Origin of the sequence: Flavobacterium piscisymbiosum, assembly GCF_020905295.1 — a bacterium.
Classification (GTDB): Bacteria; Bacteroidota; Bacteroidia; order Flavobacteriales; family Flavobacteriaceae; genus Flavobacterium; species Flavobacterium piscisymbiosum.
Map to the genome: position 1 here is coordinate 4,443,491 of NZ_JAJJMM010000001.1, position 24,553 is coordinate 4,468,043.

21 protein-coding genes are annotated in these 24,553 nt (G+C 33.6%); 19 read left to right on the forward strand and 2 right to left on the reverse strand.

Translation table 11 applies throughout. The annotated features are described in order from the left end of the window. Positions 1-73 precede the first annotated feature (73 nt). The 12 genes from LNP81_RS19120 (at position 74) to hisIE (ending at position 11,095) form a co-directional block, all read left to right on the forward strand. Positions 74-739, forward strand: a complete 666-nt coding sequence (locus LNP81_RS19120) for a response regulator transcription factor (protein ID WP_230038591.1) — start codon at positions 74-76, stop codon at positions 737-739. Next, positions 740-2,140: a sensor histidine kinase gene (locus LNP81_RS19125; RefSeq protein WP_230038594.1), complete on the forward strand. Its 1,401-nt coding sequence runs from the start codon at positions 740-742 to the stop codon at positions 2,138-2,140. 308 nt (positions 2,141-2,448) lie between these two features. Continuing rightward, a complete protein-coding gene (hisG, locus tag LNP81_RS19130) occupies positions 2,449-3,306 on the forward strand; it encodes an ATP phosphoribosyltransferase (protein WP_115845717.1) in 858 nt (285 codons plus the stop codon). A 158-nt stretch (positions 3,307-3,464) separates the two neighbouring features. Continuing rightward, positions 3,465-4,751: a histidinol dehydrogenase gene (gene hisD / locus LNP81_RS19135; protein WP_230038596.1), complete on the forward strand. Its 1,287-nt coding sequence runs from the start codon at positions 3,465-3,467 to the stop codon at positions 4,749-4,751. An 87-nt stretch (positions 4,752-4,838) separates the two neighbouring features. Next, positions 4,839-5,885, forward strand: coding sequence for a histidinol-phosphate transaminase (gene hisC, locus LNP81_RS19140; protein WP_230038598.1), 1,047 nt, complete (start codon positions 4,839-4,841; stop codon positions 5,883-5,885). A 117-nt stretch (positions 5,886-6,002) separates the two neighbouring features. Continuing rightward, a complete protein-coding gene (hisB, locus tag LNP81_RS19145; protein ID WP_230038600.1) occupies positions 6,003-7,139 on the forward strand; it encodes a bifunctional histidinol-phosphatase/imidazoleglycerol-phosphate dehydratase HisB in 1,137 nt (378 codons plus the stop codon). A gap of 34 nt (positions 7,140-7,173) precedes the next feature. Then, positions 7,174-7,638, forward strand: a complete 465-nt coding sequence (locus tag LNP81_RS19150) for a GIY-YIG nuclease family protein (RefSeq protein ID WP_230038602.1) — start codon at positions 7,174-7,176, stop codon at positions 7,636-7,638. A 1-nt stretch (position 7,639) separates the two neighbouring features. Continuing rightward, positions 7,640-8,221 (forward strand): imidazole glycerol phosphate synthase subunit HisH, encoded by a 582-nt coding sequence (hisH, locus tag LNP81_RS19155; RefSeq protein WP_230038604.1) that lies wholly within the window; start codon positions 7,640-7,642, stop codon positions 8,219-8,221. A gap of 120 nt (positions 8,222-8,341) precedes the next feature. Further along, complete coding sequence (gene hisA, locus LNP81_RS19160) at positions 8,342-9,067, forward strand: 1-(5-phosphoribosyl)-5-[(5-phosphoribosylamino)methylideneamino]imidazole-4-carboxamide isomerase (protein ID WP_230038607.1); 726 nt, start codon at positions 8,342-8,344, stop codon at positions 9,065-9,067. 103 nt (positions 9,068-9,170) lie between these two features. Further along, positions 9,171-9,482 (forward strand): NIPSNAP family protein, encoded by a 312-nt coding sequence (locus LNP81_RS19165; RefSeq protein WP_230038609.1) that lies wholly within the window; start codon positions 9,171-9,173, stop codon positions 9,480-9,482. Positions 9,483-9,594: 112 nt separating this feature from the next. Further along, positions 9,595-10,350 carry an imidazole glycerol phosphate synthase subunit HisF gene (gene hisF, locus LNP81_RS19170; RefSeq protein ID WP_230038611.1) on the forward strand — a complete coding sequence of 252 codons (756 nt, stop codon included), beginning with the start codon at positions 9,595-9,597 and terminating at the stop codon, positions 10,348-10,350. A 148-nt stretch (positions 10,351-10,498) separates the two neighbouring features. Continuing rightward, positions 10,499-11,095, forward strand: coding sequence for a bifunctional phosphoribosyl-AMP cyclohydrolase/phosphoribosyl-ATP diphosphatase HisIE (hisIE, locus tag LNP81_RS19175; RefSeq protein ID WP_230038613.1), 597 nt, complete (start codon positions 10,499-10,501; stop codon positions 11,093-11,095). Between the two features lie 178 nt (positions 11,096-11,273). Here hisIE and LNP81_RS19180 read toward each other — a convergent pair whose 3' ends face one another. After that, positions 11,274-11,972, reverse strand: coding sequence for a carbohydrate-binding family 9-like protein (locus LNP81_RS19180; protein ID WP_230038615.1), 699 nt, complete (start codon positions 11,970-11,972; stop codon positions 11,274-11,276). 180 nt (positions 11,973-12,152) lie between these two features. Here LNP81_RS19180 and LNP81_RS19185 point away from each other — a divergent pair, with 180 nt between their 5' ends. Next, a complete protein-coding gene (locus LNP81_RS19185) occupies positions 12,153-13,808 on the forward strand; it encodes a M1 family metallopeptidase (RefSeq protein ID WP_230038617.1) in 1,656 nt (551 codons plus the stop codon). 573 nt (positions 13,809-14,381) lie between these two features. Here LNP81_RS19185 and LNP81_RS19190 read toward each other — a convergent pair. Next, the gene (locus LNP81_RS19190; protein ID WP_230038619.1) at positions 14,382-15,926 is read right to left on the reverse strand and encodes a hypothetical protein; all 1,545 of its coding nucleotides are present in this window, start codon (positions 15,924-15,926) and stop codon (positions 14,382-14,384) included. Positions 15,927-16,081: 155 nt separating this feature from the next. Here LNP81_RS19190 and LNP81_RS19195 point away from each other — a divergent pair, with 155 nt between their 5' ends. The 6 genes from LNP81_RS19195 (at position 16,082) to ilvC (ending at position 24,432) form a co-directional block, all read left to right on the forward strand. Further along, positions 16,082-17,257 (forward strand): 2-isopropylmalate synthase, encoded by a 1,176-nt coding sequence (locus LNP81_RS19195; RefSeq protein ID WP_230038621.1) that lies wholly within the window; start codon positions 16,082-16,084, stop codon positions 17,255-17,257. A gap of 107 nt (positions 17,258-17,364) precedes the next feature. Next, positions 17,365-18,483: a 3-isopropylmalate dehydrogenase gene (leuB, locus tag LNP81_RS19200; protein WP_230038623.1), complete on the forward strand. Its 1,119-nt coding sequence runs from the start codon at positions 17,365-17,367 to the stop codon at positions 18,481-18,483. 268 nt (positions 18,484-18,751) lie between these two features. After that, on the forward strand, positions 18,752-20,425 hold the full coding sequence (ilvD, locus tag LNP81_RS19205; RefSeq protein ID WP_230038625.1) for a dihydroxy-acid dehydratase: 1,674 nt from the start codon (positions 18,752-18,754) through the stop codon (positions 20,423-20,425). A gap of 167 nt (positions 20,426-20,592) precedes the next feature. Then, positions 20,593-22,281, forward strand: a complete 1,689-nt coding sequence (gene ilvB / locus LNP81_RS19210) for a biosynthetic-type acetolactate synthase large subunit (RefSeq protein ID WP_230038627.1) — start codon at positions 20,593-20,595, stop codon at positions 22,279-22,281. A gap of 95 nt (positions 22,282-22,376) precedes the next feature. Further along, a complete protein-coding gene (gene ilvN, locus LNP81_RS19215; RefSeq protein ID WP_230038629.1) occupies positions 22,377-22,898 on the forward strand; it encodes an acetolactate synthase small subunit in 522 nt (173 codons plus the stop codon). Between the two features lie 64 nt (positions 22,899-22,962). Beyond that, complete coding sequence (gene ilvC, locus LNP81_RS19220) at positions 22,963-24,432, forward strand: ketol-acid reductoisomerase (RefSeq protein WP_230038631.1); 1,470 nt, start codon at positions 22,963-22,965, stop codon at positions 24,430-24,432. Positions 24,433-24,553: the final 121 nt, after the last annotated feature.

The following is a 24,553-nucleotide window of genomic DNA, read 5'->3' on the forward strand; positions in this document are numbered from 1 at the left end:
TTTTCAGAATTTTAAAATATTTATCTTTGACTAATTCAAAAAAGAAATCTTAAATAAAAAAGATAAAAAATCCATGCATATTCTAATAGTTGAAGATGAGTTAGGTATTGTTCAGTTTTTGCAACAAGGTTTGCAGGAAGAAGGATATCAGGTTACCACCGCAAATGATGGTTCAAAAGGTTTTGAGTTGATTCAGAATCAGAAATTCGATTTAATTTTACTCGATTGGATGCTGCCCAAGATCAACGGATTAGACTTATGTAAAGCCATTAGAGTTAAAGATCAAACGACTCCAATTATTTTTTTAACGGCAAAAGATACAGTTCAGGAAACAATAGAAGGTCTAAAGGCTGGAGCAAATGATTATATCAAAAAGCCTTTTAGTTTTGAAGAATTAGTAGAGAGAATAAAGATTCATTTTAGAAATCAAAAACGCTCAGAAATTCTGACTTTAGGAACCATAAAAGTCGATTTATCGAAACATATTGTATTAAAGAACGATGAAGAAGTGTCTCTTACACAACGCGAATTTGAATTGCTGACTTATTTAATACAAAATAAAGGAAAAGTTTGTACCCGAAATCAGATTTTAAAAGATGTTTGGGAGATTAATTTTGAATACGATACCGGCGTAATTGATGTTTTTATGAATGCCATTCGCAAAAAACTCAACTTAAAAATTGAAGAAGATTATATAAAAACAATTCGCGGCATTGGTTATATCGCTAACGATCTATAAATGATACAACTTTCTTTTAAAAATAGAATTGCATTAAACTACATTATCACAACCGGTTTACTTATTGTTGCTGTTTTTTCGGTTATTTATTCGATAGTAAAACACACAGTTTACAGTCATATTGATGAGAAAATTAAGGTTGAAATTCAGAATCATCTCGATGAAATCAAAGAAGTAAACGGGAAAGTGATCCTTATAGATGAAGAGGAATGGAAAGAACGCGAACATAATACGGTAGATGTAAATCCTGTTTTTGTGGAGTTTTTAGATGTAAATAAAAAAATCACGGATAAAGCGCCAAATCTTAAAACACAAATACTTGAATTTAATGATTCAGTACAGGATTTTGAATTGTTTGATGCTAAAATGGGCGATCATGCTATCAGGCAAATTCAGGTTCCGCTTCATATTAGAGATAAAAAAATAGGATATGTGATCGTGGCCATGTCACTTGCTGATTCTAAATTGGTATTAAATAATTTATTCGATATCATGTGCTTGTCCTTTTTAGGGATTTTGGTATTGTTATTTTTCATTGCCCGTTTTTTTGCCGGACGAAGTATAAAACCAATAAATGCCATAATTAATACTTCGAAAATTATTACCAAAGACAATCTGAAAACCCGTATTACATTGCCCAAAACCCGTGACGAATTATATACGCTTTCTAAAACCATAAATAATTTATTAAACCGTATTGAAGATGCAATCGAACGTGAAAAACAATTCACATCTGACGCTTCACACGAATTAAGAACGCCTTTAACAGTTATTAAAGGAACTCTGGAAGTTTTAATTCGTAAACCTCGTGATAATAAGGAATATGAAGAAAAAATAAATTATTGTATTAAAGAGGTGGATCATCTCAATATGTTAGTCGATCAGCTTTTATTAATGGCTAGATTTGAGAATCAAAAGAAGAATATAAATACGGAATCTGTTTATTTGAATGCCTTGATTCTGGATGTTTTAACACTAAATTCAGAGAAGATAAACAGTCGGAATATTAATGTCAAATTGAATGCTCAGGAAGATTATTATATCGAGTCAGATAACTTTTTGGTAATTACAATTCTAAGAAATATTATTTCGAATGCTATTAAATACACTAATGAAAATGGCGAGGTGATGATTTTGCTTTCTAAACAAAATGATAAAATAATATGTAAAATTTCAGATACTGGAATTGGGATTGCTAAAGAAGATTTAGAGGCTATTTTTAATCCTTTCTTTAGATCCAATTCAACAGATCATCCTGAAATTAAAGGAACTGGTTTAGGATTGTCGATTGTAAAAAGAATTACAGAATTGCTTCATATTAAATTTAAAATTGAAAGCGAAATAGAAGTAGGAACGACTGTGACGTTGAGTTTTAATGAGAATATGAAATCGTTATCGTAAATTTAAAAAATCTAATAAAACAAGGTCTCGGACTTTTTTTTAACAATAAACTATCGTTAAGTTAAATTAAAAATTGCTTTTTTATGAAATTAACTAGTATATTTGCAACCGAATCAAAGAATAAAACACAACACAAATCATGATTTCAATTCAATTACATCATCATCATTTTCATTATTGCTCTCAGGCGATGTGTTAATGGTATGCATGTAAATCATCATATTTTAAAACCCGTTTGAGTACATCAAACGGGTTTTTTTATACCAATTCTTTGTACTCAAACTATTAATCCAACAAAAACTAAAAAAATGAGTACGTTAAAAATTGCAATTCAAAAATCAGGTCGTTTAAACGAAGACAGCATTCAAATCTTAAAAGATTGCGGTATTTCGATTAACAACGGAAACGATCAGTTAAAAGCTGAAGCTTCAAATTTTCCTCTAGAAGTTTTGTATCTGAGAAATTCAGATATTCCTCAATATTTAATTGATGGAGTGGTAGATCTTGCGATCGTTGGTGATAATCTTTTGGTAGAAAAAGGAAAGCATATAGAAGTGATTCAAAAGCTTGGATTTTCAAAATGCAAGGTTTCTGTAGCCGTTCCTAAAACCTTCGAATACAATTCGATTCAGGATTTAGCAGGTTTGCGTATTGCGACTTCTTACCCAAATACAGTAAATGAATATTTTAGCTCTTTCGGGCTATCTGTCGATATTCACCAAATTTCAGGTTCTGTAGAAATCGCCCCAAATATTGGCCTTGCTGATGCTATTGTAGATATCGTTTCCAGCGGCAGCACTTTATTCAAAAACAATTTAAGAGAAGTAGAAGTAATCCTGAAAAGCGAAGCTGTTTTAGCCGTTTCTCCAAAAGTTTCTCCTGAAATTCAGAAACACATCGATACTCTAAAATTCAGAATACAATCTGTTCTAAGAGCCAGAAATTCAAAATACATTTTAATGAATGTGCCAAACGATAAAATCGACGAAATTGGAAAAATCTTACCTGTTTTAAGAAGTTTAACCGTTTTGCCATTGGCACAGGAAGGGTGGAGCAGCGTTCACTCGGTAATAGACAAAGACACTTTCTGGGACGTAATCGATAAACTAAAAGAAGCCGGAGCCGAAGGAATTTTAGTTTGCCCAATTGAGAAAATGGTACTTTAAAAGAAATTCCAATATAAAAATTCCAAATTCCAAAAGAGTCAAAATTTCAATGTAAAAAATCCAAATTCCAAACTTCAACAACAGCTTTGCGAACTTAGCGTTTTTAAAGACAAAGAATAGTAAAAAAACCTTGCGCCTTTGCGGTAAAATTATACAGCATGAATAAGATAGACAATCCAAAACCAGATACCTGGTCAGAAATATTAAAAAGACCAACCAAAACCATCGATGATATCGAAGTTACGGTGAAAGAAATATTCAAAGAAGTACAGAAAAAAGGAGATGAAGCCGTTGCAAAATACACTTCGATCTTTGACGGAATAGCTTTAGAAAACTACGAAGTTTCCTCAGAAGAAATTCAGGAAGCCGTTAATTCAATTTCTACTGAATTAAAAGAGGCAATTCAATTAGCAAAAGCAAATATTTATAAATTTCATACTGCTCAAAAAACAGATAGAATTTCAATAGAAACTACTGAAGGCGTAAATTGCTGGCAAGAGAAAAGACCGATTCAAAAAATTGGTTTATACATTCCGGGCGGAACCGCACCTTTGTTCTCAACGGTTTTAATGTTGGCAGTTCCTGCTGAAATTGCGGGTTGTAAGGAAATTGTTTTATGTTCACCACCGGATAAAACCGGAAAAATAAATCTTGCCATTTTATATGCTGCTAATTTGTGTGGTGTAACCAAAATATTAAAAGTAGGAGGAATCCAGGCGATTGCGGGAATGACATTTGGTACAAAATCAATCCCAAAAGTATACAAGATTTTCGGACCTGGAAATCAGTTTGTAACGGTGGCAAAACAATTGGCAACACAATTTGGAGTAGCAATTGATATGCCGGCGGGTCCTTCAGAATTGTTGGTTGTGGCTGATGATACAGCGGTTCCGGCTTTTGTAGCTTCTGATTTATTGTCTCAGGCAGAACATGGAACAGACAGTCAGGTGATTTTAGTTTCGACTTCAAAAAAACTAATTGATGCTGTAGAAAAAGAAGTTCAAATTCAGGTTGAAGCGCTTCCGAGAAAAGAAATTGCTAAAAAAGCCATTGAAAATTCAAAACTGATTTATGTAAAAAATGATCAGATTGCTTTGGATTTAATCAACGAATACGGACCGGAACACTTTATTATATGTTCAGAATTTGATGATTTCTATTGTAACGGAATCGTAAATGCGGGTTCTGTTTTTATTGGAAATTACACTCCTGAAAGTGCCGGAGATTATGCTTCGGGAACGAATCATACATTGCCAACAAACGGATATGCAAAGAATTACAGCGGAGTAAATCTGGATAGTTTTATGAAATCAATGACATTCCAAAAAATCTCAGAAAAAGGAATTCAAAACATAGGAAAAGCAATTGAAGTTATGGCTGAAGCCGAAGGTTTGCAAGCGCATAAAAATGCTGTTACTTTGAGATTAGATTCTTTAAAGGCTTAATTTTTTGCCATGAATGTCACGAATTAGCACGAATTAATTTAAATCTAAGCTTTGCGCCTTTGCGTCTTTGCGAGAAATATATAAAGAATGGACTTTAATATAGATACAATAACAAGAGAAAATGTAAAAAGATTAAAACCTTATTCATCTGCCAGAGATGAGTTTGAAGATTTTGATACTGCCGAAATGATTTTTTTGGATGCCAATGAAAATCCGTTTCAAAATGGCGTGAATCGTTATCCGGATCCTCAACAGAGTTCGGTTAAAGCGATTTTGGCGAAGAATAACAATGTTAAGTCAAGTCAGATTTTATTAGGAAACGGAAGCGATGAAGTTTTAGATTTGCTTTTTAGAGCTTTCTGCGAACCAAAAACAGACAATATTATTTCCTTGCCGCCAACTTACGGAATGTATAGCGTTCTGGCGAATATCAATGCGGTAGAAAATAGAGAAGTGTTGCTTTCAACCGATTTTCAGCCACAGGTTGATAAGATTTTAGATGCTGTTGACGAGAATACAAAAATCATCTTTTTATGCTCGCCAAATAACCCAACAGGAAATTCTTTCTCTGATGAAAGCGTGGTGAAATTACTTCAAAATTTTAAAGGTTTAATTGTAATCGACGAAGCGTATATCGACTTTTCGGACAAAGAAAGCTGGTTAACAGAAATCGATGAATATCCAAATTTGGTCATCACACAAACGCTTTCAAAAGCCTATGGTTTGGCAGGAATTCGTTTGGGAATTTGTTATGGTTCTGAAGCTGTGATTTCGGTTTTAAACAAAATAAAACCTCCGTATAATGTAAACGAATTAACACAACAAAGAGCTATAGTTCGCTTGAAAGATTCGGATAAAATAAAACAGGAAATAGCTTCTATTATTGAGCAAAGAGAAGAGTTGCTTAAAGTTTTACTGGAAGTAATTTTTGTAGAGAAAATTTATCCAACAGAAGCTAATTTTGTTTTGGTAAAAGTAGATGACGCTAATAAAAGATACGATCAATTAATTGCAAAAGGGATTGTGATTCGTAACAGAACAACTCAGCCTTTATGCGAAAATTGCCTGCGTTTTACGATTGGAATTCCGGAAGAAAATGCAGTTTTGATTAGAGAATTGAAGTTATTGAAATAGGAAAATAGAATAAAGAATATAGAGAAAAGAACGAATAAAAAAAATGTAACAACTTTAGATATAGAATGAAAAGTCTATTCTCTTTACTCTATATTCTTTATTCTCAAAATATAATATATGAAAAAAGTACTTTTTATCGATCGTGACGGAACGATTGTTTTAGAACCTGAAAATTTACAATTGGACGCTTTAGAAAAAATTGAATTTTATCCAAAAGCGTTTCAATATTTGGCTAAAATTGCTAATGAATTAGATTACGAATTAGCGATGGTAACCAATCAGGACGGGTTGGGTACGGATAGTTTTCCGGAAGATACGTTTTGGCCAACGCAGAATTTTATCTTAAAAGCCTTTGAAAATGAAGGCGTTTTATTCGATGAGATTTTTGTAGACCGATCTTTTCCTGAAGATAATGCGCCAACACGCAAGCCTAGAACGGGAATGTTGAATAAATATTTGAATAATCCTGAATATGATTTAGAGAATTCTTTTGTTTTAGGTGATCGTTTGACAGATGTTGAACTGGCTAAAAACCTGGGAGCAAAAGCGATTTTCATGAATATGACAGACGGAATTGGAAGTAATGAAATTTCGTCGAAACGTGAGGAATTAAACGACACAATTATCTTGCAAACGACAGATTGGAAACGTATTTATGAGTTTTTAAAACTGGAAGCACGTTCGGCATCAATTACGCGTAAAACCAATGAAACGGATATTTTTATCGATTTGAATCTTGACGGAACGGGAAAAAGTAAAATCGAAACCGGAATTGCTTTTTTTGATCATATGTTAGATCAAATTGCGCGTCACGGTCAGATGGATTTAGAAATCCTTGTAAAAGGTGATCTTGAAGTCGATGAACACCACACGATTGAAGATACGGCAATTGCTTTGGGCGAAGTCTTTGCAAAAGCGTTAGGAAATAAATTAGGAATCGAACGTTACGGATTCTGTTTACCAATGGACGATTGTTTATCTCAAGTGGCAATTGATTTTGGCGGTAGAAACTGGCTGGTTTGGGAAACCGATTTCAAACGCGAAATGGTGGGTAAAATGCCAACAGAAATGTTTTATCATTTCTTTAAATCATTCTCTGACGGTGCCAAAGCCAATATCAACATCAAAGCTGAAGGAACAAACGAACACCACAAAATTGAGGCTATTTTTAAAGCTTTCGCGAAAGCCATAAAAGTAGCGGTGAAAAGAGATACAGAAAAAATGATTTTGCCAAGTACAAAGGGAATGTTGTAGTAAATATGCATATAAGATTTTTATTATAAGAAAAATGGAGAATATTAAAGAATTACAAAGATTAGCTGATGAATTGTTTAATGGTGCTAGAATTGAATTAAAAAGCGATCCTAATTTTTGGAAAGAGAGATTTCGCGGGAAAGAAAGTTGTGCTGGAGTTTATATTTTAAGAGATCAATTAGATAGAATTGTTTATGTTGGTGAAACAAGAACAATACAACACAGAGTTAAAGATCTCCTTAATACACATAATCATAGTTTTCGGCGAACTGTTTTTAAAGAGTTTATTTTAAATAATGAAAATTATGATTTTGAAATACGTAACGATTATAAAAAAGCTAAAGAATTAATACGGGAATATATTTGTAATGAATTTACGTACTCCTATTTGGAAGTTTTGCTTGGACGAAAAGAACTAGAAGAGTATATCATCCTTGAAAAAAAATCAGAAAATCTCTTTAATAAAATAGGCAATAAAAAGATTTTAATAAAAACTTAGAATGAAAATAGTAATTATAAATTACGGAGCAGGAAATATTCAGAGCATTATGTTTGCTATTGAAAGACTGGGTTTTAAAGCTGTTTTGAGTAATAATCCGGAAGAAATTCTAGCGGCTGATAAAGTGATTTTTCCAGGCGTTGGCGAGGCGAGTTCGGCTATGGCTAAACTTCGTGAAAGCGGTTTGGATAGTTTGATTCCGACTTTGAAACAGCCAGTTTTGGGAATTTGTCTTGGTATGCAATTGATGTGCAATTCATCTGAAGAAGGAAATACGAAAGGTTTGGGGATTTTTGATGTTGATGTAATTAAATTTACATCGAAAGTAAAAGTGCCACAAATGGGATGGAATCAGATTTATGATTTAAAATCGGATTTGTTTAAAGGAATTGCTGAGAATGAATTCATGTATCTGGTGCATAGTTTTTACGCTCCAAATTGTACTGAAGCCATTGCTACAACGAATTATGAATTGGAATATGTTTCGGCTTTACAAAAGGATAATTTTTACGGAACTCAATTCCATCCGGAGAAAAGCGGGGCGGTTGGGGAAAAGATTTTAGAAAATTTCTTAAAAATGTAAAATTTTAAAATTTCAATTGCAATAACAATATCAAAAATCAATTTCAATTTAAAAAACAATTTAGAGTAATCGTTTTTCAATAATCTAAAATCTGAACTCTAAAATCTAAAATATCAAAAAATGAGAATAATACCAGCCATAGATATCATAGACGGAAAATGCGTTCGTTTGTCAAAAGGCGATTATGATACTAAGATAATTTACAACGAAAATCCACTTGAAGTAGCGAAATCATTTGAAGCGCACGGAATAGAATATTTGCATTTAGTAGATCTTGATGGTGCAAAATCAAGTAAAATTGTGAATTATAAAATTCTGGAACAAATTGCTACGCAAACCACTTTAAAAATTGATTTTGGTGGTGGTTTAAAATCCGATGAAGACTTGAAAATTGCTTTCGAAAGTGGTGCAAACCAAATTACTGGAGGAAGTATCGCTGTAAAAAACAGAGCTATTTTCGAAAAATGGATTTCAGAATATGGTTCTGATAAAATTATTCTTGGGGCTGACGCCAAAGACGAAAAAATAGCGGTTTCAGGATGGTTAGAAGATTCAGATGAAGATTTGATTCCGTTCATTCAGGATTATCAAATTAAAGGAATTCAATATGTTATCTGCACTGATATTGCAAAAGACGGAATGTTGGAAGGCCCGAGTTTTGATTTGTATGAAAAAATATTAAAAGAAGCTATTGGAGTAAAACTAATTGCATCCGGAGGAATTTCAACTTTTGATGAATTGCCTAAATTAGCTGAATTAGGCTGCGAAGGAACAATCATTGGAAAAGCAATTTATGAAGGAAGAATAACTTTGAAACAACTGGAGGATTATATAATTAGAAAATGAGATAATTAGTCATTAGATAATTCTCTGCATCGCGTTTTAAATTATCTAATTATCAAATTTTCTAATTGGCACATTAAAAGAATATCACATTAAACAACAGATTATGATAACATGTCACTTAAAATACGTTATAGATCCTTATCAATTAGCTGTTTTTGAAGATTACGGTAAAAGATGGATTAAAATCGTAAACCGTTTGGGAGGTCAGCATCACGGTTATTTTATGCCTTCGGAAGGGGCAAATAATATTGCTTATGCTTTGTTTTCTTTCCCAAGTTTAACAGATTATGAAAATTACCGAAAACAAATGTTTTCAAAAGACGATCAAGAGTGTGTAGAAGCTTTTAAACTTGCAGAAGACACAAGATGTATTATAAGTTACGAAAGAACTTTTTTAAGTCCTTTATTTGAATAAATAAAATTAGAGTCTTCCGCAAAGCTGCATAAAGTAAAACACAAAGATTCACAAAAAAATCTTTGCGAATCTTTGTGAAATCTTCGTGAATCTCAGTGAAACAACTAAAAAAATGTTAGCAAAAAGAATCATTCCTTGTTTGGATATAAAAAACGGAAGAACCGTAAAAGGCGTTAATTTTGTAGATTTACGCGATGCCGGCGATCCTGTTGAATTGGCCGAAATTTATTCGGCTGAAGGTGCAGATGAATTGGTTTTTCTGGATATTTCGGCTACTGAAGAACGTCGTAAAACGTTGGTAAATATGGTACGAAGTGTGGCGGAGAAAATTAATATTCCGTTTACGGTTGGCGGCGGAATCTCATCTGTAGAAGATGTTGAGATCCTTTTGAATAATGGTGCTGATAAAGTTTCGATTAATTCATCGGCGGTAAAAAATCCGCAATTGATTAATGATTTGGCACAGAAATTCGGAAGTCAGTGCGTTGTTGTCGCGATTGACGCCAAACAAATAAACGGACAATGGATTGTGCATTTGGTTGGAGGAAAAGTTCCAACAGAGCTAAATCTGTTCGATTGGGCTGTTGAAGTCGCAGAACGAGGAGCAGGAGAAATTCTATTCACCTCAATGGACAATGATGGAACCAAAAATGGCTTTGCAAACGAAGCTTTGGCTAAATTATCAACGTTAATCAATATTCCAATTATTGCTTCGGGAGGTGCCGGAAACATTCAGCATTTTGTAGATTCTTTCAAAGTAGGAAAAGCTGATGCGGCTTTGGCTGCGAGTGTTTTTCACTTTAAGGAAATTGAGATTAAGGCTTTAAAAGAAGAATTGAGAAGCAATGATATTGAGGTTAGACTTTAGAAAATAGAGTAAAGAATAAAGAGAATAGAGTTAGAAAAGATGTTAAGAATCTAAAATCTGAACTCTAAAATCTAAAATAAAATAACCATAGAGTGCAGAAAAATCTAAAATCTTCCCGATAGCTATCGGGACTAAAATCTAAAATAACATGAACGTAGATATAAAAAGCGCACACGGATTGATTCCGGCAATTATTCAGGATTCTGAAACAAAGAATGTTTTGATGTTGGGATATATGAACGAAGAGTCGCTTCAGAAAACAATAGAAACTCAAAAAGTAACTTTTTTCAGCCGATCCAAACAAAGACTTTGGACAAAAGGCGAGGAGAGCGGTAACTTTTTGAATCTTGTAGATATCAAAAATGATTGCGATGGCGATACACTTTTAATTCAGGCAAAACCGGTTGGACCAACTTGCCATACTGGTGCTGATACTTGTTGGCAGGAAGAAAATAAGGAAAACTATGGTTTTATTTCTCAATTAGAAAATACCATCAAAACCCGAAGAGAAAATGCTGATTCAGAGAAAAGTTATGTGGCTTCATTATTCGAAAAAGGAATCAATAAAATTGCTCAAAAAGTAGGTGAAGAAGCTGTAGAAGTGGTTATTGAAGCAAAAGATGATAATGACGATTTATTCCTTAGCGAAAGCGCTGATTTATTGTTTCATTATTTGATTTTACTGCAAGCAAAAGGCTTTCAGTTGAATGATGTGGTAGATGTTTTGAAGAAACGTCAGAAGTAGTTTAAGATATTTTTTATACAATCTTGTCAGGCTGAGCGAAGTCGAAGTCCCGTTTATTGAATCACTTTGCGGGACTTCGACTTCGCTCAGTCTGACAAAAATTGAAATTAATAAAAAAGAATAAAAAATCCGTGTTTTCCCGTAAGCGAATCCGCGTCATCCGCGTGCGATCTTAACGCTATTCCACAAACTCAAAAACCGCAAATTCTTCCGGTTGATGAAATCCATATTTTAAACTCTTATAATATTGTAATGCAAGATATTCTGTTGCATCACCGTAATCAATTCTAAAAGCATTTCCTCTCCATTTTGTTCCGCTTTTTGGTTGGGTAAAATTACCGTTTTTAATGTTTTTTAAACTCGAAAAAGGAATTTTAATTTCGGTATTATAACCTTCAGGAGTTATTTTGCTTACGCTTTCTAATCCTGCAATATCAAAACTCATAGCGGTATTCCAACCGCCACAATTTGGTGAAATACATTTTAGCAACAAATCATAATTAGACGAAAAAGCATTCACTCCAATTTCGATATAGTTTTGACTATCGCCATCAGGATCAATAAAAAACTCTACCAAATCATCGGTATTAAAAATTGGTGCATCTTTTTTTTGAGGTTTTCCAATTATCTTAGAATCTGCAGAACGATAGGCGACGTATAAGTTTTCATCATTCCACACAAGTGAAACAAAAGTACTCTGAGTAGCGTTTTCTCCCGAATTATGAATAACAAACGGGCCTAAAAATGGAGTTTTCCAATCCGTTAAATCTCCATCAATTTTTATCTCGTCATTAGTTTTGTGAATGGCAATATTTTGCGAATAATTTGTTATCGAACACATAAAACTTAAAAACACGACGATTGGACTGATTTTCATAACTAACATAAATGAATTTGATTGGCTAAAATAAAGAAGAATAAATGAATTTTAACATTAAATTTTCCGAATCGGGAATATAAAATCATTTAATACTTGATTCGAATGTTTACATTTGTTGAAGCTTAAAGAGGTTGAAAAGCCTTTTTTATTTCGATTAAAAGCAAATATTTATTTTGTATGAAAAAATACTTTGGTGGCGTTTTTATCGCCTTTTTAATTGGTTTTAATGCCAATGCACAAGGACTTTTGAATAAGTCTGAAACGGTTTTTACACATCAGGATACTTTACGCGGAAGCATTACAAAAGAGCGCGCCTGGTGGGATTTAAAATCTTATCATTTAGATGTAAAAGTAGATCCAAAAGAAAAAACGATTAAGGGTTCAAATACTGTTCGTTATACTGTTTTGACAGCGTATAATAAAATGCAGATTGATTTGCAGGAACCTATGCAAATTTATAAAGTGACTCAGGATGGCAAAGAACTGAAATTTGAAAGAGACGGAAATGCCTTTATTATTCAGTTAACCGCAGCCCAAAAAGTAGGCGAGACTAAAGAAATCGTAATTTCATTTGGAGGAAAACCAAAAGAAGCCGTAAATCCACCGTGGGATGGCGGAATTACCTGGAAAAAAGACAAAAACGGAAAAGATTTTATTGCTTCATCCTGTCAGGGTCTTGGCGCCAGCGTTTGGTGGCCAAACAAAGACCATATGTATGATGAAGTCGAAAATATGCTGATCAGCGTGAATGTTCCCGGACATTTAACGGATGTTTCAAACGGAAGATTACAGAGTGTTAAAAAGGAAAAAGACGGAACCAAAACCTTTAATTGGTATGTTTCTAACCCAATTAATAATTATGGTGTAAACATTAATGTTGGCGATTATGTAAATTTCTCAGAAAAATTTAAAGGAGAAAAAGGAGATTTAGATTGTAATTATTATGTTTTGAGTTATAATTTGGCTGTAGCCAAAGAGCAATTCAAGGATGCCCCGAAAATGCTTAAGGCATTTGAAAACTGGTTTGGACCGTATCCTTTTTACGAAGACAGCTATAAATTGGTTGAAGCTCCTTATTTAGGAATGGAACATCAAAGTAGCGTAACTTACGGAAATGGTTATAAAAATGGTTATTTAGGCCGTGACTTAAGCGGAACGGGCTGGGGATTAAAATTTGATTTTATCATTATTCACGAATCAGGACACGAATGGTTTGCTAATAATATTACATACAAAGATATCGCTGATATGTGGGTACACGAAAGTTTTACCAACTATTCTGAAAGTCTTTTCCTTGAATATTATTACGGAAAAGACGCTGCTGCAGAATATATTATTGGCTGCAGAAAAGGTATCAAAAACGATAAGCCAATTATAGGTAATTATGATGTAAATAATGAAGGATCGGGCGATATGTATCCAAAAGGAGCAAGTATGCTGCACATGATGCGCCAGATTATCAATGATGATGTAAAATGGAAATCTATTTTAAGAGGTTTAAACAGTACTTTTTATCATCAAACCGTTACCGGAAAACAAATCCAGGATTACATCAATACACAATCGGGAATTAACTTCAACAGGGTTTATGCACAATATTTGACTACAACTCAAATTCCTGTTTTTGAATACATGTTCAAAGACGGATCTTTTGGGTACCATTGGACAAATTGTGTAGCTAAGTTTGATATGCCTGTAAAAGTGAATTTGAATGGTCAAGATACTTGGTTAAAACCAACAACAGAATGGAAATCAGAAAAGACAAATAATGAAGATAGAAAAGTTATAGTTGATAAGGATTTCTATGTTACGACTTCTAATATTGTAGAGTAAAATTTTAAAATTACAAATTTTTAAAATCCCAAATTCCAATTCTTAACTGGAGTTTGGGATTTTTTTTATTCGATAACTTTACGCAAAGACCTTTGTCAAAGTTTAAAACTTTGACAAAGGTTGGGACGCAAACCATTTAGGATTTGGGATCTTTTTATTGGATTTGAATTGTATGCGAATAGTAAACCCGACAGGTTTTTAAAACTTGTCGGGTTTGTTGTTTATAGACAATCTTGTCATTTCAATTTCTGTGATAAAACTATTCTTTTTTAGGAGCTAATCCCGCTATACGTTCCAATCTTTTGTATCCGCGGCGGCGGACACAAAAGGATTTCCACTTCTATCGGGGCTAGGGCAATCATTTTCACAACACTATTTCCGTGCAGTTTGTCATTTCGACAGAGGAGAAATCCTCGCAAGTAACTCCGCAACGAAAACTCAATCTTTGTCGAGCTTCTCACGAGGATCTCTCCTGCGTCGAAATGACAAAAGCCTGAAAAGATTAAGATCTTTTCAGGCTTTTTTATTGGAATTTGTCCCCGATGTTTCGAGATCAAATTTGAAATTTAATTTCTATCGACTATTCAATTTTGCTTTTTCCTTAATAATATCAGCAATTTTTCTATTCTCGATTTTACTTTCAAGCCACGAAATAATATCTAAATAAAGAAAAGCTCTTTTCTCATAAGTATTCTTTTCTAATTCAATAAAACGCAAACGCATTTTGATGAATTCTTTTTTGATATCTGCAGGATATAAGTTGTTTAGGTTCCTTAAAAACTTGATAATTTCTTTTTGAACTTCATGAAGATCATTCATTTTTATTAGAAACTTATACGTGTTTTTAAGGTGATTTTCAAGATAATAATCTTTTCCAAGCTCATAATGCGCAATTAAAGACAATAGTCTCGCAAAACACATTAAATCCTCTCGCATCGATAAGTTCTTATTGTTGATTATTTTATCTAAATAAAAAATACATTCTGTGTACTTTTCACTTCCAAAATAGATCGAAGCAATTTTATAGAAAAACAACATTTCGTGGTGTTCATCAAGATGTTCGCTGTGAATTTTAATTTTTTCCAGAATTTCAGGAATCAAATATTCGCTTTCAGCAAAAGTACCTTCCAGAATGTGCAGATTTAGTTTGTTATTATAAACGTATAAAAATGACAGCGATGCAATATTGTCATTTACAGGAAATTTTGGATCCTCAATCGTTTCTTCTAAAAGTGTTAGATATTTCTTGAAATTCGATTTGTATTTCAACATATATAAAGACTCCAGAAAATAATGATTTCCTTTTAAAAAGAAAACAGGATTCTGAATAATCATATTGGGATTATCATAAAATAATCTTACCCACTTATAAGCGTATTTATAGCTTGCGAGGAAATCCTGAACAAGGAAACTTCTCCATAAATTAGCATTGTAAAACCAGTATTTCTCACGGAAACCAAATTTACTTTCGTCAAGTTTCGCAATATGTTTATTGAAATAATCGTCTATATATTTGTATTCTTCATCACTTTTTACGTAACCGGTTTTTAGCATGATTCCGTATAACTGGAGCGATAAATTCGATAATTTGCTTGAAATCGTATTTCTGTAATTCAATTCTTTGGCCTGAATAACCAATTCATCGGCGCGACCTTGAATACTACGGGTAATATATTGAGATTCGATTAGTTTTTCGAACTCAACAATTTCATATGCCATATATTTTTCATCATTTTCCAGCGCAATGATTTTTGTCTTGTCCAGAATTTTCAAACTCTGTTTATATAGTCCTTTATTATATAGTATAACAGCAAAATCTATTTGTTCGCGCAATTGATAACGAATGTTCTGACTCGGAATATTCAATCGAATACTTACCAGAATTTGCTTGTATAAGTATGATTTTAAATTAGATAGCTGTACTTTTTTAATGATTCCGCTTTTCAGAATAAGCTTTTCATCGTAGTTTTCCGACTTGTCTAAAATATTAAATAATTCGATGAATTTAGTATTTGAACTAGTCTCCAACCGGCTTGCAAAAATCTTAAACTGTCTTTTTTCGGATTTAGAAAGTGATTTTATTAATACAAATAAGAAATCTTTTTGATGGTTAGCCATTGTAAAATATAATAGTGTAACTTATTGGTTTTTAGTTATTTAATACGTTATAAATTGCTTTATGAACAGTATAATTTCATTAAAATGAATTTCATACTGAAGAAGTACAATATATATTTGTTATCAAGATGTGAAATTACATTAAATAAATGAATATGAATAGAGAGAAAGTTCAAATTTTTGACACCACTTTGCGCGACGGCGAACAAGTTCCAGGATGTAAGTTAGATACTAAACAAAAATTAGTTATCGCAGAAAGACTTGATAAAATGGGAGTTGACGTTATCGAAGCAGGTTTTCCTGTGTCAAGTCCGGGCGATTTTTTATCGGTCTCTGAGATTTGTAAAATTGTAGAAAACGCAACCGTCTGCGGACTAACAAGAGCCGTAAAGAACGACATTGATGTTGCTGCAGCTGCTTTAAAGCATGCTAAAAGACCTAGAATCCACACAGGAATCGGAACATCTGAATCTCACATACTTCATAAATTAAATACCACAAGAGAAGATATTATCGCCAGAGCAAAATATGCTGTATCACACGCAAAATCTTATGTAGAAGATGTTGAGTTTTATGCAGAAGATGCCGGACGAACTGATAACGCTTTTTTGGCTAAGGTTTGTGAAGAAGTGATTAAATCCGGAGCTACCGTATTGAATATCCCAGATACAACAGGATATTGTTTACCGGAAGAATATGGTGCAAAAATAAAATATCTAAAAGAAAACGTAAAAGGAATCGAAAATGTGATCCTTTCATGTCACTGTCATAATGATTTAGGAATGGCAACTGCAAACTCTATTGCGGGTGCTATAAATGGAGCAAGACAAATAGAATGTACTATTAATGGTATTGGAGAAAGAGCTGGAAACACTGCTCTTGAAGAAGTAGTAATGATTTTTAAACAACATCCTTACTTAAATCTTGATACCAACATTAATACTAGAGAATTGAATGAAATGAGCCGATTGGTTTCTGAAAGTATGGGAATGATCGTGCAACCTAATAAAGCTATTGTTGGAGCAAATGCTTTTGCACACAGTTCCGGAATTCACCAGGATGGTGTAATCAAAAACAGAGCAACGTACGAAATCATGGATCCGCTTGATGTGGGTGTCAATGAATCTTCGATTATACTTACAGCAAGAAGCGGAAGAGCTGCTTTAGCTTACCGTGCTAAAAAAGTAGGTTACGAGCTTACAAAAGTACAATTAGACATTGTATACATCGAGTTTTTGAAATTTGCAGATATCAAAAAAGAAGTGATAGATGCAGATATTCATCAAATTATTGAAGCTGCTAAAATTCAGGACGAATTAGTAAGAAGCTAGTTGAAAAAAGAAAATAGAGCAAAGAAAATAGAGCAAAGAGAATAGAATAAAGACGAAAGAACAAAGACAAAAAAATAAGGATTTAAATACATAAAGAACGAGACGTTATGAATTTGAAAATAGCAGTTTTACCAGGAGACGGAATTGGGCCGGAAGTAATTGCACAAGCCAAAAAGGCTTTGTATGCAATTGGAGAAGTGTACAATCATGAATTTGTTTTTGAAGAGGCTCTCATGGGAGCGATTGCTATTGACAAAACGGGAAATCCATTGCCGGAGCAAACACTGAATTTGTGTTTAAATACAGATGCAGTTTTATTTGGCGCCATTGGAGATCCTAAATATGACAATAATCCAAATGCAAAAGTTCGTCCGGAGCAGGGATTATTAAAACTACGTAAAGAATTAGGATTGTTTGCTAATATTCGTCCTATAAAACCTTATAAAGCATTAATTGATGCTTCTCCTTTAAAAAGAGAAATTATCGATGGAGCTGATTTTACTATTTTCAGAGAATTAACAGGTGGTGCTTATTTTGGAGCTAAAACATTAAATGAAGAAGGTACACACGCTTCGGATTTATGTGAATATTCAGAAGAAGAAATTACCAGAATTGCACATTTAGCTTTTAAATCAGCACAAAACCGACGCAAAAAGCTGACAATGGTAGACAAAGCAAATGTTTTGGAAACCTCAAGATTATGGAGAAAAGTAGTTCAGAAAGTGAGTGCTAATTATCCTGATGTAGCTTTAGATTTTTTATTTGTGGATAATGCAGCAATGCAATTGATTTTGAATCCAAAACAATTTGATGTGATTTTGACAGAAAATTTATTTGGAGATATTTTATCAGATGAAGCAAGTGTTATTACGGGTTCTATCGGATTATTAGCTTCAGCATCTTTAGGAGAAAAAAATGCTTTGTTTGAGCCAATTCACGGTTCATATCCTCAGGCAAAAGGAAAAAATATTGCCAACCCAATTGCTTCGATTTTATCTGCTGCAATGTTGTTAGAGCATTTTGGTTTATTCAAAGAAGCAAATATAATTTATCAGGCGGTTGAAAAAGCAATCGAATATAAAGTTGTTACAATTGATTTAAAACCAGATTCAAAATTCGGTACAAATGAAGTAGGGGAGTTTGTTTCAAATTTTATTTTCAGCAAGGATGATCTGTTATATTTTAGAAATGACAACGTTCATATAGGACAGTCGACGATTGTTTAGTTTTTTTATTAAAATAATGTAATAAATAACAAGAAGTATGTGAAATGTTGAGATTTTATTTTTTTAGTCCTTTAAGTTTTCATACTTTTGTGACACTAAAAAATAAATGATGCAAATCTCAATTATTATTACTTCTGTCGTTGTTGTCAATGTGATTCACACATATGCATCGGGAATGGTATAGATATAATTGAAAAAATATATTAGAAACCTTCCAAATACTGGAAGGTTTTTTTTTGAATAAAAATTAAAATAAAATAATACAATAATGGAATTAAATAAGTACAGCAAAACCATCACCCAAGATCAAACACAACCTGCGGCACAAGCCATGTTGTACGGAATTGGTTTAACTGAAGAAGATTTGAAAAAAGCACAAGTTGGTATTGTGAGCATGGGTTACGATGGTAATACTTGCAACATGCACTTGAATGATTTAGCAAAAGATGTAAAGAAAGGTGTTTGGGATGCAAATCTGGTCGGACTTATTTTTAATACCATTGGTGTTAGTGACGGAATTTCAAACGGTACTGAAGGAATGCGTTTTTCTTTGGTTTCCCGCGATGTAATAGCAGATTCTATAGAAACAGTTGTAGGAGCGCAGTGGTACGATGGTGTAATTGCAATTCCTGGTTGTGATAAAAATATGCCGGGAGCACTGATCGCAATGGGACGCTTAAACCGCCCGGCGATGATGGTTTATGGAGGTTCAATTCACTCCGGAAAATGGAAAGGTGAATCTTTAAACATTGTTTCTGCTTTTGAAGCTTTAGGAAAAAAAGTAAAAAACGAAATTACTCCGGAAGATTTTAAAGGAGTTATTCAAAATGCATGTCCGGGAGCGGGTGCTTGTGGAGGTATGTATACTGCAAATACTATGTCTTCTGCAATTGAAGCATTAGGAATGAGTTTGCCTTACAGCTCTTCTAATCCTGCTTTAAGTCAGGAAAAAAGAGACGAATGTCTTGCTGCGGGAGAAGCGATTAAGATATTATTAGAAAAAGATATTAAGCCAAGAGATATCATGACTCGTAAAGCTTTCGAAAACGCTATTACAATTGTAGCAGTTTTAGGAGGTTCTACAAATGCGGTTATGCACTTAATTGCAATGGCTCATGCTGTTGATATCGAAATTACTTTAGATGATTTTCAGGCAATTAATGACAGAACACCAGTATTGGCTGACATGAAGCCAAGTGGTAAATATATGATGGAAGATATTCATGAAGCTGGAGGAATTCCTTCAGTAATGAAATATTTATTGAAAGTAGGATTGATTCACGGAGATTGTTTAACCGTAACAGGAAAAACAGTAGCGGAGAATTTAGCGTCTACTCCGGATTTACAAGATGGACAACAAGTAATCCACGAAATTCAAAAAGCCTTGAAACCAACAGGAAATATTCAGGTTTTATACGGAAATCTTGCTTCTGAAGGTGCTGTTGCAAAAATCAGCGGAAAAGAAGGAGAATATTTTGAAGGACCAGCTGTAGTTTTTGAAGGTGAATTTGAAGTAATTCCAGGTCTTGAGGCCGGAAAAATAAAACCGGGTAATGTAGTCGTCATCAGGTATTGTGGACCAAAAGGTGGTCCGGGGATGCCTGAAATGCTAAAACCAACATCGGCTATTATTGGAGCCGGATTAGGAAGCAGCTGTGCTCTTATTACAGACGGAAGGTTCTCTGGAGGTTCACATGGCTTTGTCGTAGGACACATTACACCAGAGGCTTATGATGGTGGCGGTATTGCTTTAGTAAAAGATGGTGATTTGATCGCGATCGATGCAGTAAAAAATACAATCGACCTGAAAATTTCCGACGAAGAATTTGCAGCTAGAAAAGCGGCTTGGGTTCAACCACCGTTAAAAGTTACAAAAGGAGTTTTGCTTAAATACGCAAGATCGGTTTCAAGCGCTTCTACAGGTTGCGTTACCGATAAATAATTTTACAATAACAAATAACAAAGTCAATTACAATAACAATATCAAAAATCAGATAGCAATAAAATATAAAAAGATCAATTTAGAATTTGTCATTAAAATTGATTTCTGCCATTGCTATTGAATTTTGATATTGAAATTGATTTTTGACATTGAATAAAAGATATACTATGAAAATATCAGGGGCAGAAGCCGTTATAAGATGTTTATTAGCAGAAGGAGTAGATTTGGTTTACGGATATCCCGGAGGAGCCATAATGCCTGTTTACGACGAATTATATAAATTTCAGGATCAATTACACCATGTTTTAGTACGTCACGAACAAGGTGCAACACATGCAGCTCAGGGATATGCAAGAGCTACAGGAAAAGTAGGTGTCGCAATTGCTACTTCCGGACCTGGAGCAACTAATTTAGTTACAGGAATTGCAGATGCTCAGATTGATTCAACGCCAATGGTTTGTATTACAGGCCAGGTAGGGAAACACTTACTGGGTTCTGATGCTTTTCAGGAAACTGATATTATCGGAATTTCGACTCCGGTGACTAAATGGAATTATCAGGTTACTGAGGCTTCAGAAATTCCTGAAATCATTGCAAAAGCATTTTATATTGCACGTTCCGGTCGTCCGGGGCCTGTATTGATTGATATTACTAAAAACGCTCAGTTTGATGAGTTCGAATTTAGTTATGAAAAATGTACAGGAATCAGAAGTTATACTCCAGTCCCTAAATTAAACGTAGATAAAGTAGCCGAAGCTGCTGCTTTAATCAATAGCGCTAAAAAACCATTTATCGTTTTTGGTCAGGGAATTATTCTTGGTCAGGCCGAAGAGCAGTTAAAAGCGCTTATCGAAAAGTCAGGAATTCCTGCAGGATGGACAATTTTAGGACTTTCGGCTTTACCAACAGATCATCCTTTAAACGTAGGAATGTTGGGGATGCATGGAAATTATGGACCAAACATGCTGACTAATCAATGTGATGTTCTAATTGCATTGGGAATGCGTTTTGATGACCGTGTAACCGGAAGTTTAAAAACGTATGCAAAACAAGCAAAAGTAATTCACTTTGAAATTGATCCTGCAGAAGTTGATAAAAACGTAAAAACAGAAGTAGCAGTTTTAGGAGATGTAAAAGAAGCGTTGAATGCTTTATTACCTCTAATCGAAAAGAATTCTCATGAATCATGGCACAATGAATTTAAGGAATTGCATAAAATCGAAGTAGAGACTGTTATAAACGAAGAGTTGAATCCAACAAATGGTAAAGGTATTTCGATGGGTGAAACCATGGAAATGATCAATAAACACTCAAAAGGTGATGCTATTATTGTTTCAGATGTTGGACAACACCAAATGTTTGCTTGTCGTTATGCTAAGTTTAATTCGACCAAAAGTAATATTACTTCAGGAGGTTTAGGAACTATGGGATTCGCCTTGCCAGCTGCAATTGGAGCTAAAATGGGAAGACCGGATCGTGAAGTGGTTGCTATTATTGGAGATGGTGGTTTTCAGATGACAATTCAGGAATTAGGAACTATTTTCCAGACAAAAGTGCCGGTAAAAATTGTCATCCTAAACAATGAATTCTTAGGAATGGTTCGCCAATGGCAGGAATTGTTTTTTGATAACAGATATGCTTCAACAAATATGATCAATCCAAATTTTGTTGCTATTGCTGAAGGATATTATATTAAATCTAAAAAAGTAACACAAAGAGAAGATCTTGATGCAGCTGTCGCAGAAATGATGGCTTCAAAAGATTCTTATTTCTTAGAAGTTATGGTTGAAAAAGAAAACAATGTTTTCCCAATGATTCCAACAGGAGCTTGTGTTTCTGAAATTAGATTAAGCTAAAAAGAAAAAAGTTTCAGGTTTCAGATTTCAAGTTTCAAGTTCTCAGCAACGTGAAACATGAAACTTGAAACAAGAAAAACTTTAAACAAAACAACATGGAAGATAAAACATTTACCATATCGGTATATTCAGAGAATAACGTGGGATTGCTAAATAGAATATCAGGAATATTCTTAAAGCGACACATTAATATATTAAGTCTAAACGTTTCAGAATCAGAAATAGAAAATGTTTCAAGATTTATTATTGTAGTAGATACAACAGAAAAATGGGTTAAGAATATTGTTGGTCAAATCGAAAAACAAATCGAAGTCATAAAAGCTTTTTATCACACAGATGAAGAGACTATTTATCTTGAAAATGCTTTGTTTAAAATTGCATCAAGCTTGTTGTTTGATGAAAAGCAAATTCAAAATATCATCAAAGAAAGTCAGGCTACTATAGTTACAGTTTCTCGTGATTTCTTTGTGATTTCAAAATCAGGACGACGTTCAGAAATAGAAGAATTATATGCAAAATTTAAACCGTACGGCATTATGCAATTTGTACGTTCGGGAAGAATATCAGTTTCTAAACAAAAAATGGAAATTTCAACATTATTAGAAACATTCAAATAGTATCATCTTAGTTACATATTAATCAATTATTAAATTACAACATTCATTAAATATTAAAAACAAAATGGCAAATTATTTCAATACATTACCACTTAGATTACAATTAGAACAATTAGGAGTTTGCGAATTTATGGAGCAATCAGAATTTGCAGACGGAATTTCGGCATTAGCAGGAAAAAAGGTTGTCATTGTAGGCTGTGGTGCACAAGGTTTGAATCAAGGTTTAAACATGAGAGATTCTGGTTTAGACATTTCATATGCATTACGTGCAGACGCAATCGCTGAAAAAAGAGCTTCTTATAAAAATGCTACTGAAAACGGTTTCAAAGTAGGTACTTATGAAGAATTAATTCCAACTGCTGACTTAGTTTGTAACTTAACACCAGACAAACAACATACTGCTGTAGTTACCGCCATTATGCCATTAATGAAAAACGGTTCGACTTTATCTTACTCTCATGGTTTTAATATTGTTGAAGAAGGAATGCAGATTCGTAAAGATATTACAGTAATTATGTGTGCTCCTAAATGTCCTGGTTCTGAGGTTCGTGAAGAATACAAAAGAGGATTTGGTGTACCAACTTTAATTGCTGTTCACCCAGAGAATGATCCAAACGGTTTTGGTTTAGATCAGGCAAAAGCTTATGCAGTTGCAACCGGAGGACACAAAGCAGGGGTTTTAAAATCATCTTTCGTTGCTGAAGTAAAATCAGATTTAATGGGTGAGCAAACTATTCTTTGTGGATTATTGCAAACCGGATCTATTTTATGTTTTGATAAAATGGTAGAAAAAGGAATCGATCCTGCGTATGCTTCAAAATTAATTCAGTACGGATGGGAAACCATCACTGAAGCTTTGAAACATGGAGGTATTACAAACATGATGGATCGTCTTTCTAACCCTGCAAAAATTGAAGCTTATGAAATTGCTGAAGAATTAAAAGACATCATGCGTCCTTTATTCCAAAAACACCAGGATGATATTATTTCAGGAGAATTCTCTAGAACGATGATGATTGACTGGGCTAACGACGATAAAAATTTATTGACCTGGAGAGCTGCAACAGGAGAAACTAACTTCGAAAAAACAGCTCCACAAGATGCTCCAATTTCTGAACAAGAATATTTTGATAATGGAGTTTTAATGATTGCAATGGTAAAAGCTGGTGTAGAATTGGCTTTCGAAACAATGACAGAAGCTGGAATCATCGAAGAGTCAGCTTATTATGAGTCATTACACGAATTACCTTTAATTGCAAATACAATCGCAAGAAAAAAATTGTTTGAAATGAACCGTGTTATTTCGGATACAGCAGAATATGGTTGTTATTTATTCGATCATGCCTGTAAGCCGTTATTGACTGAGTACATGAAAACTGTTGAAACTAATATCATAGGAAAACCATTCTCGACTTCTAACGGAGTAGATAATGCTATTTTAATTGCAGTAAACAAAGAAATTCGTCAACATCCTATCGAAGAAGTAGGAACATGGTTGAGAGAATCAATGACTGCAATGAAAAAAATTGGATAATAAATTGGGAATTACCACATATTCGATTGTGGAATTTGCACTGTATCTCTGTTTTATGTAATATTTTGAATTAGTAAGCACTTATTAAGAAAAATGGATATAGATGCATATTGCATTCACT